This window comes from Kitasatospora sp. NPDC057940, from assembly GCF_042887425.1.
In the GTDB taxonomy this organism is placed as follows: domain Bacteria; phylum Actinomycetota; class Actinomycetes; order Streptomycetales; family Streptomycetaceae; genus Kitasatospora.
Window position 1 is genome coordinate 1 of sequence record NZ_JBHVPH010000038.1, and the last position, 15,796, is coordinate 15,796.

The 15,796-nt window shown below is 72.4% G+C and carries 15 protein-coding genes and 1 pseudogene; 7 read left to right on the plus strand and 9 right to left on the minus strand.

Annotated elements, in window-relative coordinates:
- Window positions 1-316 precede the first annotated feature (316 nt).
- Window positions 317-2,461 carry a restriction endonuclease gene (locus ACFVTF_RS34870; RefSeq protein WP_387818030.1) on the minus strand — a complete coding sequence of 715 codons (2,145 nt, stop codon included), beginning with the start codon at window positions 2,459-2,461 and terminating at the stop codon, window positions 317-319.
- Between the two features lie 136 nt (window positions 2,462-2,597).
- A complete protein-coding gene (locus tag ACFVTF_RS34875) occupies window positions 2,598-3,281 on the minus strand; it encodes a maleylpyruvate isomerase N-terminal domain-containing protein (RefSeq protein WP_387818031.1) in 684 nt (227 codons plus the stop codon).
- A 102-nt stretch (window positions 3,282-3,383) separates the two neighbouring features.
- On the opposite strand from ACFVTF_RS34875, the gene ACFVTF_RS34880 reads away from it, so the two are divergent.
- Window positions 3,384-4,322, plus strand: coding sequence for a DUF2797 domain-containing protein (locus ACFVTF_RS34880; RefSeq protein WP_387818032.1), 939 nt, complete (start codon window positions 3,384-3,386; stop codon window positions 4,320-4,322).
- 52 nt (window positions 4,323-4,374) lie between these two features.
- Here the strand turns inward: ACFVTF_RS34880 and ACFVTF_RS34885 are convergent, their stop codons facing one another.
- The 4 genes from ACFVTF_RS34885 to ACFVTF_RS34900 all read right to left on the minus strand — a co-directional run bounded on the left by ACFVTF_RS34885 (window position 4,375) and on the right by ACFVTF_RS34900 (window position 8,408).
- The gene (locus tag ACFVTF_RS34885; protein WP_387818033.1) at window positions 4,375-4,683 is read right to left on the minus strand and encodes a hypothetical protein; all 309 of its coding nucleotides are present in this window, start codon (window positions 4,681-4,683) and stop codon (window positions 4,375-4,377) included.
- Between the two features lie 346 nt (window positions 4,684-5,029).
- The gene (locus tag ACFVTF_RS34890) at window positions 5,030-5,767 is read right to left on the minus strand and encodes a succinate dehydrogenase/fumarate reductase iron-sulfur subunit (protein WP_363372913.1); all 738 of its coding nucleotides are present in this window, start codon (window positions 5,765-5,767) and stop codon (window positions 5,030-5,032) included.
- Entirely contained in the window at window positions 5,764-7,707 is a 1,944-nt protein-coding gene (locus ACFVTF_RS34895) for a fumarate reductase/succinate dehydrogenase flavoprotein subunit (RefSeq protein WP_387818034.1), read from the minus strand. The genes ACFVTF_RS34890 and ACFVTF_RS34895 overlap by 4 nt, the downstream gene beginning before the upstream one ends.
- Window positions 7,704-8,408, minus strand: a complete 705-nt coding sequence (locus ACFVTF_RS34900) for a succinate dehydrogenase cytochrome b subunit (protein WP_387818035.1) — start codon at window positions 8,406-8,408, stop codon at window positions 7,704-7,706. Before ACFVTF_RS34900 ends, ACFVTF_RS34895 begins: the two co-directional genes overlap by 4 nt.
- 96 nt (window positions 8,409-8,504) lie before the next feature.
- Here ACFVTF_RS34900 and ACFVTF_RS34905 point away from each other — a divergent pair, with 96 nt between their 5' ends.
- Window positions 8,505-9,425, plus strand: coding sequence for a LysR family transcriptional regulator (locus tag ACFVTF_RS34905; RefSeq protein ID WP_371515667.1), 921 nt, complete (start codon window positions 8,505-8,507; stop codon window positions 9,423-9,425).
- Between the two features lie 174 nt (window positions 9,426-9,599).
- Here ACFVTF_RS34905 and ACFVTF_RS34910 read toward each other — a convergent pair whose 3' ends face one another.
- From ACFVTF_RS34910 to ACFVTF_RS34920, 3 genes and pseudogenes are all read right to left on the minus strand, one after another.
- The gene (locus ACFVTF_RS34910) at window positions 9,600-10,418 is read right to left on the minus strand and encodes a class I SAM-dependent methyltransferase (RefSeq protein WP_387818036.1); all 819 of its coding nucleotides are present in this window, start codon (window positions 10,416-10,418) and stop codon (window positions 9,600-9,602) included.
- Entirely contained in the window at window positions 10,415-11,362 is a 948-nt protein-coding gene (locus ACFVTF_RS34915; protein ID WP_387818075.1) for an XRE family transcriptional regulator, read from the minus strand. Before ACFVTF_RS34915 ends, ACFVTF_RS34910 begins: the two co-directional genes overlap by 4 nt.
- Before the next feature lie 171 nt (window positions 11,363-11,533).
- Window positions 11,534-11,716: pseudogene (locus ACFVTF_RS34920) on the minus strand (helix-turn-helix transcriptional regulator); the annotation flags it as partial.
- Between the two features lie 203 nt (window positions 11,717-11,919).
- Here ACFVTF_RS34920 and ACFVTF_RS34925 point away from each other — a divergent pair.
- From ACFVTF_RS34925 to ACFVTF_RS34945, 5 genes are all read left to right on the plus strand, one after another.
- Complete coding sequence (locus ACFVTF_RS34925) at window positions 11,920-12,414, plus strand: ATP-binding protein (RefSeq protein ID WP_387818037.1); 495 nt, start codon at window positions 11,920-11,922, stop codon at window positions 12,412-12,414.
- Between the two features lie 181 nt (window positions 12,415-12,595).
- A complete protein-coding gene (locus ACFVTF_RS34930; RefSeq protein WP_387818038.1) occupies window positions 12,596-12,736 on the plus strand; it encodes a hypothetical protein in 141 nt (46 codons plus the stop codon).
- A 13-nt stretch (window positions 12,737-12,749) separates the two neighbouring features.
- A complete protein-coding gene (locus ACFVTF_RS34935; RefSeq protein ID WP_387818039.1) occupies window positions 12,750-13,937 on the plus strand; it encodes a cupin domain-containing protein in 1,188 nt (395 codons plus the stop codon).
- A complete protein-coding gene (locus ACFVTF_RS34940; protein ID WP_387818040.1) occupies window positions 13,934-14,830 on the plus strand; it encodes an aldo/keto reductase in 897 nt (298 codons plus the stop codon). The genes ACFVTF_RS34935 and ACFVTF_RS34940 overlap by 4 nt, the downstream gene beginning before the upstream one ends.
- Before the next feature lie 19 nt (window positions 14,831-14,849).
- A complete protein-coding gene (locus tag ACFVTF_RS34945) occupies window positions 14,850-15,689 on the plus strand; it encodes a hypothetical protein (RefSeq protein WP_387818042.1) in 840 nt (279 codons plus the stop codon).
- Window positions 15,690-15,796 lie beyond the last annotated feature (107 nt).

Genomic DNA, 15,796 nt, shown 5'->3' on the forward strand with positions numbered 1-15,796 from the left:
AAGTCGACGCTGACGTTGTCGAGGGCCACGACGCGGGTCTCCCCGTCCCCGTAGACCTTGTTGAGGCCGGTGGCGCGGGCGGCCGCCAGGCCGGTACGGACGGCGGTTGCGGGGGTCGTCACGGTGGTGCTCCTGAGGGCGGGAACGGACATTCGAGGTTCCGTTCCATCCTCCCAATCCGTTCGAGCGCGATGCGTATGTCCCGAGGAGGGGCGACCCCCGCCGTCTCGGCGGCTCGGCGGGGGTCTTCTCCTCCTCAGGTATGACACCGACCCCTGAGGACCATGGTCCCCGTACTACGGACCATGGTCCCGTGCTACTCCACCGCGACGCCGAACGCGCCCGCCAGCCCGAGCAGACCGTTCGTCACCGCGCGGCCCGACGGGCTGAACTGCCAACCGCCGCCCGCGCGCTGGAACGAACCCACGAGCATCGCGCTGTCCGGCACGCCGCCGGTGCCGGCCGCCCACTCCGCCGGACCGGCCGCGCCCGGACCGTACGTCGCCGCCAGGGCGACACCGTGCACGTAGCCGAGCGGCAGGGCCCGCGGCTCCTCCTCCTCGGTGGAGACGGCGACCACCACCTCGTCCACCGTGGTCGCCAGCCGCTCCAGGTCCAGGGTCAGCCGGACCGCCCGGACCGGCTCGCCCGGCACCGAGTGGGTGGGGTGCAGCCGCACGGCGCCGTCCGGGTCCTGCGGGTTGTTGAAGAACACGAAGTGCTCGTCGCTCAGCACCCGCCCGGCGGCGCACAGGAACGCGGTGACGTCCAGCTCCACCGCGTCGCCGCCGGCCGTCCGGCTCTGCCAGCTGACCGTCAGGCTGCTGTGACGGTCCGTCGGCGCGGCCGCCGGCGCGGGCTTCTCCTGTTCCGCGGAGCCGCCGCCGAGCCGCCCCCGCAGACCCTGCTCGGCCAGCAGCTCCACCAGCTCCGGCCCGCTGACCAGCGTCAGGGGCTTCCCCTCGATGTAGCTGTACGAGCCGCGGCCGAAGCCGGCGGTGGTCACCAGGATGCCCTTGTTCGCCCCGTGGTGCCGGACGGTCGACTCCAGGTCGCGCACGGCCGTCGGGGACACCGTCTTGCGGTAGCGCTTGGCCTGGATCACGATCTTGCCGCCGGTCACCGGGTCCAGGTCCTCGGCGACCACGTCCACCCCGACGTCGCCGCTGCGGGCCGTGGTCATCACCCGGAAGCCGCGCAGCCGGAACAGCTCGGCGATCAGCTCCTCGAACTCGATCGGGTCCATCTCGAACAGGTCCGGGTCGCCGTCGCCGCCGTGCCCGGCCAGGCTCCCGCCGACCGTCTCCGGCAGCCGGTCCGGCCGCACCTCGTCCAGCCGCTCCGGGCGCGCCGACAGCTTGCCGCCCAGGCCCTGGAAGCAGTCCACCGGCGCCACCCGGTCCAGCGCCAGCCCGGCGAACTCGGCCCGGGAGGCCGTCAGGGTGGACAGGAAGCGCTCCGCCTCCCGGCCGGTCGCCGGGTCGATGCCCAGGACGAAGCCGTTCAGCACCACCGAGTCCAGCATCCCGTCCCGGTCCGCCCGGAACAGCTCCGCCGCCAGCCGCAGCGCCGACTGCGCCAGCACCTCCCGGTACAGCGCCTTGCGCTCCGTCGCCGGGCGGGCCACCTCCGCCTCGCGGTCGTCCGTCTTCACGTACCGCACCCGGCCGGCGGCCGGCACCACGTCCGGGCCGGGCAGCTCCCAGTTCACCACCAGCTGCCGGGTCGACGCCTCCCAGGCCGCCACCAGCCGGTGCGGGAAGCCCTCCGGCCAGGCCGCCGAGGCGTACAGGCCGGCGGTGAAGTACTCCTGCACCGCCTCCGGCTCGCCCGCGCGCAGCCGCCGCAGCAACTCCTCGGTACGGGCGGCGCGGTCCTCGTCCTGGCGGCGGAACTGCGCCGCCCAGGCCAGGTACTCCTGGTGGTACGCGGCCAGCCGGCGCTGCCGGTCGGCCTCCTGCGCCTGGGCGGCGTACCAGTCCTGCTCGAACCGGGCCCGGGCCTGCGCCAGGTACTGCTCGTACTGCCGCCGCACCCCCGGGTTGCGCGCCTGCACCTGGTCCGGCGGCGGCACGTGGTACTTCGGGCCGGCCTGGTCGGGCATCTCCACCGGCCGGCCCAGCGGGCCCGGGTCGAACGGCGGCACCGGGCGCGGCGCCAGCAGCGCCTGCGGGCCGAACGCCGGCGCCGCCAGCCCGGCGGCCAGCAGACCGCGCAACTCCTCGACCCGGGAGTCCAGTTCGGCCGTCAGCCGGGCCGCCTCCGCCTCCCGGGACTGCTGGTAGGCCCGCTGCGCCTCCCGCTCGTTGCGGGCCGTCGCCCGCTGCTCATCCCGCTGCTCGCGCTCCAGCCGGCGCTGCTGCGCCGCCTCGGCACGCCAGCGGGCCTCCTCCCGGCGCTGCTGCTGCCGCTGCGCCTCCGCCCAGATCGCCAGCACTCCGTCGTTCCGCCGCCCCGCCACCGTCCACCCCTTCATTGCACGCCGGACCGGTCGCGCCGCCCACCTCCCGGCCGCGCCGCCAACCGCGCCCGCAACAATAGAACGTGAACACCCCACCGGGCCAAGCCCCGCGAGCGGCACGGCTGCACTGCACCGGTCAGTGCACCCGGGCCGCGTCCTCGGGCCGGGCGTACCAGCGCCAGTCGGTGCGCAGCGGGCGGCCGGGCAGCGCGGTGCGGCCGGTGGCCCACAGGAGGGTCGGCCAGGGGGCGTCGGCGGGGGTGACGGGGACGTCGGGGAAGAGGCGGGCGAGGACGCGGCGGCAGAGCCCGGCCGGGGGGTCCCAGGGCAGGCCGAGGCCCTGGGCGACGTCGTGCAGGTGCACCAGCGTCTCGACCAGGCCCATCGCGACGAACCCGGCCGGGTCGGCGACGCCCCACGGGTGGTAGGCGCGGACCTCGGGCGCGGCGGCGCGGGCGATCGCGACCATCAGCCCGCCGCTCGCCTCCAGCACCTCGACCAGCCCGTCGGGCCCGCTCGCGCGGTCGGCGCGGACGAAGTTGTTCGGCCCGCCGGGGAAGCGGCGCTCGGTGGCGAAGGGGACGTAGCGCTCGCGCGGCGGGGCGGCCGGGCCGAGTTGGGCGGCGTAGGCGAGCAGGTCGTCGGCGAGGTGCTCGACGGTGGTCCAGCAGTCCCAGGCGACCGTCCCGGCGGGCCGGGACCAGTCGGCGTCCGAGGGCGCCCCGCGCAGGGTGGTGGCGGCGAGCCGGAGGACGAGCGCGAGGTCGTCGGCGGTGACGGGGGAGTGGGCGGCGGGCTGGGCGGCGGGCTCGGGCGTCATGGTCGCGGAGGCTAGCAGGGGGCACTGTCGGCGGGAGCACTGTCAGGGGTGGCGGGTACTCTGCACTGGTTCGAGGCACTGGTTCGCGAGGGAGGGATGCCCGTGACGATCGCACCGCAGCACCACCCGGACCGGCCCGCCGGATGGGTCTCCACCGGGCTGAGCTGGCACGAGGGCCGCGCCCTGCTCGGCGCCGTGCGCGGCGGTCAGGCGCACGAGCGGGCCGTCACGCCCGGCGCGGAGGTCGGCTGGCTGCTGGGCGGGCCGCGCCGCTGCACCGGCGCCTGGCTGGCCGGGGCGACGGAGCGCACCCCGTGCCCGCACCACGCGGTGATCGCGCCCGACGGTGCGGCGGTGCAGTGCCCGGCCTGCCAGAGCGTCGACCGCGGCCTGGCCCTCGCCCGGGACCAGATCCTCGACGACGGCCGGACGTACCTGCTCTACCTCGCCTGGTTCGGCGACGGCCTGCTGAAGGTCGGCCTGACCGCCGAGCAGCGCGGCGACAGCCGACTGCTCGAACAGGGGGCGCTGGCCTACGCGTTCACCGCCCGGGGCGGGCTGCCGGCCATCCGGCGCGCCGAACTCACCGTCGCCGCCTCCGGGTTGGCGCGCGAGCGGTTCAAGGCCAGGCTGAAGACCGAGCACTGGTGGGCGCACGGCGACGAGCCGTACCGCCGGGCCGTGCTGGCCGAGGCCCGGGCCCAGGCGCACCGCCTGCTGGCCGGCCACGCGCTGGAACTGCTCGCCGAGCGCCCGGTGGTCGACCACGTGGCGCGGTTCGGGCTGTCCGGCGGCGCCCCGGAGGCGTACCGGCAGGTCGGTGGGCTGGCCGACGGTGCGGTGATCGCGGGCACCCTGCGGCCGCCGGTGGGCCGGCACCTCTTCCTGGACCAGGCCGACGGCTCGGGGCCGCTGCTGCTGGACACCCGGCTGCTCACCGGCTGGACGCTCGCGCCCGTCTCCGGCCGTCCGACGTCCGGGGTGGCCCTGGAGGAACGGGTCCGCCCGCCGGAGCCGGACACCCAGGAGGCGCTCTTCTAGAGCGGATCCGGGGCAGCGGGAGCGGTTCCCCGTGGGCGGTGGGGCTGCGGGCTCAGCCCAGCTTGCTGCGCACCCCGCCCGGGCCGGAGTGGGCCCGGCGGGACAGTGGCGGCCGGGACGGGCGGACGTCGGCGCGCACGGTGGGCTCGCCCTCGGCGACGGCGGTGCGCCGGGCGAGCGCGGCCCGGGCGGCGGCCAGGGCGACCCGGGCCAGCAGCGGATCCTCCCGGACCCCGGCCGCCCGGTTGGCGTCCTGGCAGCCCGAACACCAGACCGGCGAGGCCGGACCGTCCGGGTACACCATGCCCTCGGGCGGCAGGTAGTGCCCACCGCACTCGACGCACTCGAAGACCAACCTCATCCGACGATCACCGTCCCGGATCCGTGGCACCGACCGCAGGGCGACCAGAATTCGTGGACCCTGGGCACCATGCTTCCTTCCTCGTCCAGTTCGACCGTTGCCTCGGTCTTCTGGGTCCCCCCGGACCCGTCGCAGCCGGCGCAGGACTGAACCTGGGGCATATGCCGTCCTTCCGTGGGGAGCACCACCGTAGCGCGATTATCCGTCGGGAAGCACCGCTCGCGACGATCCACCACCCGTACGGGGAAGGCGAGATGACGGTGCACGGTCGGCTGCACGTGCACGCGGGCGTCGGCCCCCCGCGACGAGCACCGAACGCGGGGGGCCGACCGATCGTGGGGGAGCGTCAGCCGCGCGCGGCCCGCAGGAACTCGCGGTTCATCGCGGCGATGCTGGGCAGCGGGATGCCCTTGGGGCAGGCGGTGGCGCACTCGCCGGTGTTGGTGCAGCCACCGAAGCCCTCGGCGTCCATCGCCGTGACCATGTCCCGCACCCGGGAGGCGCGCTCCGGCGCGCCCTGGGGGAGCACGTTGAGGTGGACCACCTTGGCGGAGGTGAACAGCATCGCCGAGCCGTTCGGGCAGGCCGCCACGCAGGCGCCGCAGCCGATGCACTCGGCGTGCTCGAAGGCGGTGTCGGCGGCCTCCTTGGGGACGGGCGTGGCGTGCGCGTCGGGGGCGCTGCCGGTGGGGGCGGAGATGTAGCCGCCGGAGCCGATGATCCGGTCGAAGGCGGAGCGGTCCACCACCAGGTCCTTGACCACCGGGAAGGCCGCCGCCCGCCACGGCTCGACGTCGATGGTGTCGCCGTCCCGGAAGTGCCGCATGTGCAGCTGGCAGGTGGTGGTCCGCTCGGGGCCGTGGGCCTGGCCGTTGATGACCATGCCGCAGGCGCCGCAGATGCCCTCGCGGCAGTCGTGGTCGAAGGCGACGGGCTGGTCCCCGCTGGTGATCAGTTCCTCGTTGAGGCTGTCGAGCATCTCCAGGAAGGACATGTCGGGGCTGATGCCGCCGACCTGGTAGGTCGTCATCGACCCGGGGGCGTCCGGGCCCGGCTGGCGCCAGATGCGCAGGGTGAGGTTCATGCGTAGCTCCGCTGGGTGGGGTGGACGTACGCGAAGTCGAGGGCCTCGCGGTGGAGGACGGGGGCGGTGCCGGTGCCGGTGAACTCCCAGGCGGCGGCGTAGCCGTACTCCTCGTCGCGCCGGGCGGCCTCGCCGTCGGGCGTCTGGCTCTCGGTGCGGAAGTGGCCGCCGCAGGACTCGGCGCGGTGCAGGGCGTCCAGGCACATGAGTTCGGCGAGCTCGAAGTAGTCGACGAGCCGGTTGGCCTTCTCCAGCGACTGGTTGAGCTCCTGCCCGGTGCCGGGCACCTTGATCCGGCGCCAGAACTCCTCGCGCAGCTGCGGGATCCGCGCCAGGGCCCGGCGCAGTCCGGCCTCGTCGCGGGCCATCCCGCACTCGTCCCAGAGGAGTTCGCCGAGTTCGCGGTGGAAGGAGTCGGGGGTGCGGTCGCCGTCCACCGCGAGGATGAGGTTCAGCCGGTCCCCGACCTCGGCCTCGGCCTCGGTGACCGCCGGGTGGTCGGCGGGGACGGCCGGCAGCGGGTTGCGGGCCAGGTAGTCGTTCAGGGTGGGCGGCAGGACGAAGTAGCCGTCGGCGAGGCCCTGCATGAGCGCGCTGGCGCCGAGCCGGTTGGCGCCGTGGTCGGAGAAGTTGGCCTCCCCGACGGCGAACAGGCCGGGGACGGTGGTCTGCAGGTCGTAGTCGACCCAGAGTCCGCCCATCGTGTAGTGGATCGCGGGGTAGATCCGCATCGGCACCCGGTACGGGTCCTCGGCGGTGATCCGCTCGTACATGTCGAACAGGTTGCCGTACTTGGCGGCGACGGCGTCCCGGCCCAGCCGGCGGATGGCGTCGGCGAAGTCCAGGTAGACGCCCTGCCCGCCGGGGCCGACGCCGCGGCCCTCGTCGCAGACGTTCTTGGCGGCCCGGGAGGCGATGTCGCGCGGCACCAGGTTGCCGAAGGCCGGGTAGATCCGCTCCAGGTAGTAGTCCCGCTCGTCCTCGGGGATCTCGGCCGGCGGCCGGGTGTCGCCCTGGGCCTTGGGCACCCAGATCCGGCCGTCGTTGCGCAGCGACTCGCTCATCAGGGTGAGCTTGGACTGGTGGTCGCCGGAGCGCGGGATGCAGGTGGGGTGGATCTGGGTGAAGCACGGGTTGGCGAAGTGGGCGCCGCGCCGGTGGGCCCGCCAGATCGCGGTGGCGTTGGAGTTCTTGGCGTTGGTGGAGAGGTAGAAGACGTTGCCGTAGCCGCCGCTGGCGAGGACCACGGCGTCGGCGGTGTACGTGCTGATCGCGCCGGTGACCAGGTCGCGGGCGACGATGCCGCGCGCCCGGCCGTCGACGACCAGCAGGTCGAGCATCTCGGTGCGCGGGTGGATCTCCACGTTCCCGGCGGCGATCTGCCGGGACAGCGCCTGGTAGGCGCCGAGCAACAGCTGCTGGCCGGTCTGGCCGCGCGCGTAGAAGGTGCGGGAGACCTGAACGCCGCCGAAGGAGCGGGTGTCCAGCAGGCCGCCGTACTCGCGGGCGAACGGGACGCCCTGGGCGACGCACTGGTCGATGATCTCGACCGACACCTGGGCGAGCCGGTGCACGTTGGACTCGCGGGCGCGGAAGTCGCCGCCCTTGACGGTGTCGTAGAAGAGCCGGCGGATCGAGTCGCCGTCGTTGCGGTAGTTCTTGGCCGCGTTGATGCCGCCCTGGGCGGCGATCGAGTGGGCGCGCCTCGGGGAGTCCTGGAAGCAGAACTGGACGACGTGGTAGCCCTGTTCGGCCAGCGTGGCGCCGGCCGCGCCGCCCGCCAGGCCGGTGCCGACCACGATCACGGTGTGCTTGCGCCGGTTGGCCGGGTTGACCAGCCTGGCCTCGAACCGCCGCTGGTCCCAGCGCTGTTCGATCGGCCCGGCGGGGGCCTTGGTGTCGGCGACGGGCTCGCCGGCGGTGTAGTCCAGGTAGCTCATTTGACGACTCCGAACATCACGGCCACGGGGACGGACAGGAAGCCGGCGGTCAGCACGAGCGCCAGGCCGTTGGCGGTCAGCTTGAGCGCCCGGTCCCGGCGGGCGTTGTTGGCACCGAGGGTCTGCGCGGCGCTCCAGAAGCCGTGCCGGATGTGCAGGCCGACGGCGAGCATCGCGACGATGTAGATCAGGCAGCTGTACCACTGGCCGAAGGAGGCCACGATGTTCTGGTACGGGCGGCCGTGTTCGGCGGCGGGGTTCACGGTCAGCGTGGTCAGGTCGAGGATGTGCCAGACGATGAACAGCGCCAGGATCACCCCGCCCCAGCGCATGGTCCGGGTCGCGTAGCTCGCCCGGCGGCGCTTGTGGACGTACTTGCTCGGCCGGGCGGCGAGGTCGCGGCGGCTGAGCTGGTAGGCCGAGACGCCGTGCAGCACGACGGCGGCCAGCAGGCCGAAGCGGGCGATCCACAGGAACCACTCGTGGCCCAGGAACGGCTGGCCGATGGTGCGCAGCCAGGCCGCGTAGCCGTTGATGTCGTCCGGGCCGGCGAACACCTTGAGGTTCCCCAGCATGTGCGCGACCAGGTAGAGCAGCATGGCCAGGCCGGTGACGGCCATGACCGCCTTCTTGCCGACGGTCGACCGCCAGAGCGTCGCCAGGGTGGACGGATGCCGGGCCGTCCGAGTCGCGGTTGTCATGGCTGCAACGGTAAGGACGAACGCCAGGGTGCGTCCAAGACATGCTACGGCTCGTGACAATAGCCCTGGCCTATCGATGCGGCCTATCCTGGCCGGGTGCAGCTCCAGCAACTCCGCTACTTCCTGGCCGTCGCCGAGACCCGCCACTTCACCCGGGCCGCCGAGGCGGCACACGTCGCCCAGCCCTCGCTCTCCCAGCAGATCCGCTCACTGGAACGGGAGTTGGGCGCCGAGCTGTTCCACCGCACCCGGGGCAACATCGCCCTGACCGACGCTGGGGAGGCGCTGCTGCCGCTGGCCCGCCGCATCCTCGCGGACACCGAGAGCGCCCGGCTGGCCGTCCAGGAGACGGTCCAGCTGCGCCGCGGCCGGGTGCGGCTGGGCGCGCCGCCGAGCCTGTGCACCAGCCTGGTGCCGGACGTGCTGCGGGTGTTCCGGGACCGCCACCCGGGGGTGGCGCTGGCGGTCCGGGAGGGCGGCTCGCGCGACCTGGTCCGCTCGCTGGCGGCGGGGGAGCTGGACCTCGCGCTGATCATCACCCCGCCGAGCGGGGAGGCCGCACCGGCGCTGGCCGTCACCGAGCTGCTGCACGAGGAGCTGGTGCTGGTCTCCGCCGAGCGGCAGACCCGGCGCAAGGCGCGGGTGGCGGAGCTGCGGGGGCGCCCGCTGGTGATGTTCCGGGAGGGCTACGACGTCCGGGAGGCGACGTTGGCGGCCTGCCGGGCGGCCGGCTTCGAGCCGGAGTTCGCGGTGGAGGGCGGCGAGATGGACGCGGTCCTCGGCTTCGTCCGGGCCGGACTCGGGCCCGCGGTCGTCCCCGGCATGGTCGCGGCCCGCTCGGGCCTCGCGGTCACACCCTTCGCCGGGCCGGGCCTGGGCCGCACCATCGCCGTCGCCCACGGCCACGAAGTGCCACTCACCCGCGCCGCAGAGGCCCTGCGCACGACCCTGCTGGCACATCTGCACCACGCCGCCGGCTCCGGCGAACTCCCCCCGGGGACCCGCCTGTTGCTCTGACGGGGAGGGCCGCCACCTGCGGCCCTCCCCACCGGCGGGCGGATCAGGTCGGGAGGACGGCATATGAACGACTGTTCCTTCCGCCCTGGAGGAGGCCGGATGAACCGGAGCGGCCATGATGACGCGAGGAAACCACCTTGTCGTTTCAGGCAGTGACCACGTCGCTCGGCCGCCTTACCGCCTACAGGTCAGAATGCCACCGAGGCACGTGATCTTGAATGAGCCTTCTGTCTTGACGGCGGCGGCAGCGATCTCTGCTGCCCGGTTGACCGTCTCGCGGAAGGGGACACCGCATTGGTCGGCCCACGCTTCGTAGGAGGCGAGGTGGGAAACGATCGGCGCAGGATCGGTGATCTCGATGGCGCCAGGCAGTTCCCGCACCCGGATGTCCTTGAACGCTGTCCCGAGGTAGCCGGGGGCCTTCTCCAGGGAGAAGCGGGAGCTGAGGGAAACCCGCGCCGGCCCCTCGGGGATCCCGAGGATGTCGCCTGCGGCCCGGGCCCAGAGCCGGTCCAACTCCTGTTTATCGATGGCGCTGTTGGTCGAGGCGATGAGCACACCGCCGGGCCGGAGGACGCGGGCCAGCTCCTCGATCGTGGCCTCGATATCGCTGACGTGGTACAGCATGTGCAGAGCCAACACGGCGTCGGCGCTGTCGTCGGCGAAGGGCAGGGACTGGGCGTCGGCCACCAGGACCGGTTTCTCGACGTCGGTGAGGATGCCCGCCGAAATGTCCATCCCGACGACCTGAAGGTCCGGACGGTTCTTGTGTAGGCGGTTGACGAACTTGCCGTTGCCGCAGCCGACGTCGAGAACCGTGCCTCCGGTGTCGGCCAGCTCTTCGAGGACGATCCCGGGCAGGTCGTACCGCGGCTGCTGCCACCGGTAGATGGACTGGCGGGCGGCCAGGTGGCGTCCGTCGGCGTAGGCGCTGTTCGCGAGGATCGCCTTGTCGGCGACAGCGGCGTCCTGCTGTGCGGTGTTGCTCGTCACTGGGGCAGCTCCGGCGGATTCGTGAGTGCGGGTCGAGAGCAGGCTTCTCTGACATTCTCACGGAGACTCAGGACGATCGGGGAGCCTGCGTAGGCGGGCTCGGCGAGACGGGTGCTCAGGGCCCGAAGTCGGGCAGAGATGCTCGCTGTTCGCCGGTCCGGTGCAGCGTCCAGCACCACCGAGAGCTTCTCCTGCACGCCGTCGAGGTCGCCGTGGGCGAGGTGGGCGTTGGCGAGGTCGAGGCGTGCCGCCAACAGGTCACCGGAGGACTGCTCCTGCCGCGGTGCGGACTCGTACAGGGCGATGGCCCTGGAGGACGCCTCGATGGCACGGTTCACGTGAGCCTGGCTGTCCAGGGCAAGGAGGGCGGTGCCGGCGTAGGTCCACTGCTTGGCTTCGGGAAACGTGAATACGCCGGGAAGATCCACTCCGGCTACGGCGCTCCGAGCCGCCTCGGCAGCTTCCACGGCCCGTAGCGCGCTCGCGCTGTCGCCGAGCGCGGCTGTGGCCCGCGCTTCGAGGCTGAGCAGACGAGCTGCGATCGTCCCGCTGTCCGCGTACGGCAGTCCGGCTCCGGCCAGTTCGGCGGCCTGACGGTGGTCCTGCTGCCAGTAGGCGATCAGGGACTGGACGGATCGGATCCAGGCCCGGAGACCGTTGTGGCCGGCTGACTCCGCGCAACGCCAGGCGGTTCGCGAATGCGTAGCCGCAGCTGTGTACTGGCCGAGGTCGAGAGCGACATGGGTGGCCAGGCCGCAGAGGCGTCCGGCCTGGAGGTAGAGATGGCCTGTCTGGTACGGGCGTTGGCGGCCTCGGAGTAAGTCGAACACCCCTCGCCGGAGGGTTCCGATGTCATGGAAGAGCTCGGACACCGGCTTGCTCACGTAGTCCCCTGCCAGCCTCGCGATGTCTGCGTCGATCTGTTCGAGCAGCGTGTCGTCCACGTTGGACGCGCTCGCGAAGCGGAGGAAGAGTGCGGACTCTGCCGAGTCGGCTGCCACGGCCGATACGAGGTCGTTGTCGTGGCCTGTCCGCCGAACAGGAGCAAGCGGCGCGCTGCTGGGCAGTGGAACTGCTTTGGCGGCTGCAGGGGGTGATGCCAGCAAGTCGGCCAACTGGTCGACCGAGAGTTTCAGGGCGCGGGCGAGCCTCGGCCGCATCCAGGGCTGTGGGGCACCCCTGCCGCTCTCCCACCGCCCCACGGTCGTACGGTCCACACCGAGGGCTTCAGCCAGGGATTCCTGCGTGTGGCCGACAGCCTCCCTGCGCTGGATCAGCCGGGACCTCCTGGATGCCATCCCGCGTCCTCCAGAGGTACGTCGGTTCGTCTGCAGCCATAACAGGCCAGGTCATGCCCGGGTTCGCAGCAAGGATGCCTCATCGCCGCTTCAATTCTGCTCTGGTTCACCGGCGTTGGAGGCGGTTCTGTAGATACCTGCCGGGTGAATCCCGGCGCGAATCGGCCCGCTGCCGACCTCGTTCCGGTGAAAGGTCCGCGCTCATGTCCGTCGCCACTCGCCAAGCGGTCACCCCTGCCCCGTTCGGCTTTCGCGTGCTGCCCACTGCCGAGGCCGTACCGAACGCCCGGCGGCGGGTGATACGGGCCGTGCGCAGTTGGGGACTTCCGCTCGCGGAGGACGCGCTCCGCGATGTCGAGTTGCTGTCCAGCGAGCTGATCACCAACGCCGTGTCCCACACCCACGCCCCGTGCGTCGTGTGCGTGTCCTGGGACGGTAACCGGCTGCGCGTCGAGGTGACTGACGTCGGCCACGAACTGCCAGCTGCTGGCGGGATCGATATCGACGCCACCGGCGGGCGAGGACTGTTCCTGGTGGCAGCGCTCGCGACGAACTGGGGCGCCGAGCCAGACCCCGCCGGCAAGCGGATCTGGTTCGAGGTCGGCCCCACCGCCGCAGTCTCGGGCGACGAGCGACTCACCGCGCTGGTGAGGGCCCCGGCCCCGAAGGCACGGGACGTCATCGCGACCAGTGCCTGACACGACTTCCTCCCGCCCCGACGCGGGCTTGGGGGGATGCAGGTGGCCGCGCCGGCCAACGGCCGAGCGGCACAAGTACCTGAGGTTCCTTGCCAGCGGCTTTGTCCTGGCAACGGATCCATCGCTGCACCAACGACGGGGCTGGGCAGCCGCCCGCCCCGTGATCCCGAAGGAGTGCTTCATGCCCGAGAACCTGACGACCAGCACCGAGCCGGACGGCGACGGCCTGCTGGTCGCCCGAGCGAAGGTCGCCGCGGCCCGCTCGCGTGGCGAGCAGCCGTCGGACGGCGGCTCCACCGGCCGAACCGACACCAACGACTGACGGCTGTATCACGATGACCGCCGAGCACTTCTCGGTGGTTGAGCGTCTGGGCGGGGATGACTTCCTCGCCCGGACGCTCGGCCGCAGCTTCAAGGTCGTACGCGGCGACGCCGCGTCGCTCGCCGGGCTGATGAGCTGGGATGACCTCAATGCCATCCTGACTCACCACCGGTTCGAACCCCCTCGCTTCCGGCTCGCCGCCAACGGGGAGCAGGTACCTGCGCACACCTACTCCCGGCCGGTCACCACCCGGCGGAGCACCGTCTGGCACCAGCTGCAGCCCTCCGAGCTGCACAAGAGGCTCGCCGAGGGTGCCACGCTGGTCCTGGACGCCGTCGACGAACTCCACCCCGGCATCGGTGCTCTGGCCGGCCGGCTTGAGCGCCGGCTGCGAACCGGCGTGCAGGTCAACCTGTACGCCTCCTGGACCGGCGTCGAGGGTTTCGGCGTCCACTGGGACGATCACGACGTGGTCGTCGTCCAGCTCGACGGGGCGAAACGCTGGCGCATCTACGGTCCCACCCGTACGGTGCCGATGCACCGCGACGTCGAGACGCCCGAGCCGCCGCCCGAAGAGCCCGTCGCCGATCTGGTGCTCACCGCCGGCGATGTGCTCTATCTGCCTCGGGGCTGGTGGCACGCCGTCGCCGCCTCCGAGGGCCGGCACTCGCTGCACGTCACGTGCGGGCTGCAGAGCACGACGGGTGCCGACTTGATCACCTGGCTGTCGGAGATGTTGCGTGCCCACGAGACCGTCCGGGCGGACATCCCCCGCTTCGGGGCGGCCGGGGATCAGCGCGACTTCCTCGACGCGATCGGCAAGCTCATCGCGACCGAGCTGGAGAGCGACGACCTGATCGCCCGCTTCTCCTCCGCTCGCGACGCCACCGAGCGAGCCCGGCTCACGCCGTCGCTGCCCCACATCACGGCGGCCCCGCCGGCTGCCGACCTGCAAGTACGCCTGGTCACCACGCGGCCCGTTCTCACGGCCCTGCCCGACGGCACCGTCCGGCTGACCGCCGGCGGCGAGGAGTGGACGTTCGCCGCCAAGGCCGCGCCGATGCTCGCGCTCCTCGCCGATGGGGAACCTCACCGGCTGGCCGATCTCGCGCAGGCCGCGGGCGTCGCTCTCGGACAGGCGGCCGGTGTCGTGACGGAGCTGGTCGACGGCCAGGTCGCCGCGATCGGAGGCCTTCGATGACCGCCCGGCTGGGCCTCGGCACCTACCGTTGCCTCGATGTGTCCGAGGCGACGTTGATGGCCGCCTCCCGAGGTGCCGACTGGGTGGACACGGCGCCCAACTACGCTGGCGGTCGGGCGGAGGCGTCGCTCGCAGTGGCTCTGGCTGCCTACCCGGATCTGTGCGTCTCCACGAAGGTGGGCTTCGTCCCGGCCGGCACCAGGCACATCGGGGTACGAGCCGGTGCCCTGTCCGCGGCGGACGCCCAACGCGGGCACTGCCTCACCCCGGACTACATCGCCTGGCAACTCGCGCGCTCCAGGCTCATGCTCAGCCGGGTACCCGACCTGGTGTTCGTTCACAACCCCGAGCACGCCTGCCCGGACGGCGAGATCACCGGCAGGCTCTACAACGCCTTCCTGGCTCTGGAGGAGGCGTGCAGCCAACAGATCATCAGCGCCTACGGAGTAGCGACCTGGCGCGGCTTCAGCAGCAGTCTCTTCGACGTACCCGCGCTACTCGAACTCGCGACCAAGGCGGGCGGGCCGAATCATCACCTGTGGGCCATTCAGCTCCCGGTCTCCCTCGTCCACCTCGCGCCCATCGCCCAGGCTCTCAGCGGTCACGGCCCGTTGGCCGATGCCCTGGCTGCGGGGCTGGAGGTGTTCGCCTCCGCCCCGCTCCACGGCGGTGAGATCCCCGGCCTGGTGACCCCGGAATTGTCCGAGCTGATCACCCCTGGCAGGCCCCCTGTCGAGACCGCCCTCGCCGTCGTTGCCTCAGCCCCAGGGGTGAAGCGCGTGCTCCTATCGACGGGGAACCCGGAACACTGGATGCGGGCCGCGGGAGCCGTCGGCCGACCGCCGTTGTCTCCGGACGTACTTCGAAGGGTCGTTGATGTACTCGGAACCTGAGCCGGATACCGCCAGGCGGATGCGCGGGATGCACGCCACAGCAGCAACGGCGGTCAACGCGACGCCGATTGGCACCCGCGAAGCGTGGGGCTGGCGCGGACGCACCCTCGGTCGCGCGGTCGCCACGGAGTCCGGCGAGGGCTGGCTCCGCCTGGTATCCGCTCCGGCCGACAGGGCCGGCGGAAAGCTCTGGGAGGGACCGCAGGAGGCAGAACGGCTGATGCCTCCTGCGGTACCCAGGCCGCGCCTGCGGGAGCGGCGTACCTGGACCGAGGACGAGCATGGCTACCTGGCGGAGCTGTACGACAAGATCACCACCTCCACCATCACCACCCACGAGCCGATCCTCCGGAAAGCTCCTGACCTGGACGACACCTGGTGGGACGAACTCGGCACCGCCCTCGACGCCGTCGCCGCCGTTTCCAGCGACCGGGTCGCGGTCCGGCAGGAGTACCTGGACCGCGCCATGCCCCAGTACCTGGGCATCCCGATCGACACGACGGTGCCTGCCTGGACGACGGCCCACGGGGACCTGCACTGGGCCAACCTCACAAGTCCGGCCCTCACGATGCTCGACTGGGAAGGCTGGGGCGTCGCGCCCGCTGGGTACGACGCGGCACTGTTGCACTCGTACAGTCTCCTCGTGCCGGACACCGCCGCCCAGGTCCGTCACCGACTCGCCCATATCCTCGGCACGCCAGCCGGTCAGTTCGCCGAACTTGTCGTCATCACTGAACTGCTGCAGACCACTACTCGAGGCGACAACCTCGACCTGGAGGAGCCCCTGCGAAGGCGGCTCTCCGCGATCACGTCTCCGTCCACGGCGCCTGGCGCGACTCGGTCACCTACTCGATCCTGAAGCACGAGTGGACGCCGACCGACGGCTGGGATCAGCCGCGCCGTCCGGTCTGAGGTTGGGAGCAGCGCGAGTTGGTGAGGCATGGGCGCTGGGCGGCCGAACCTGCG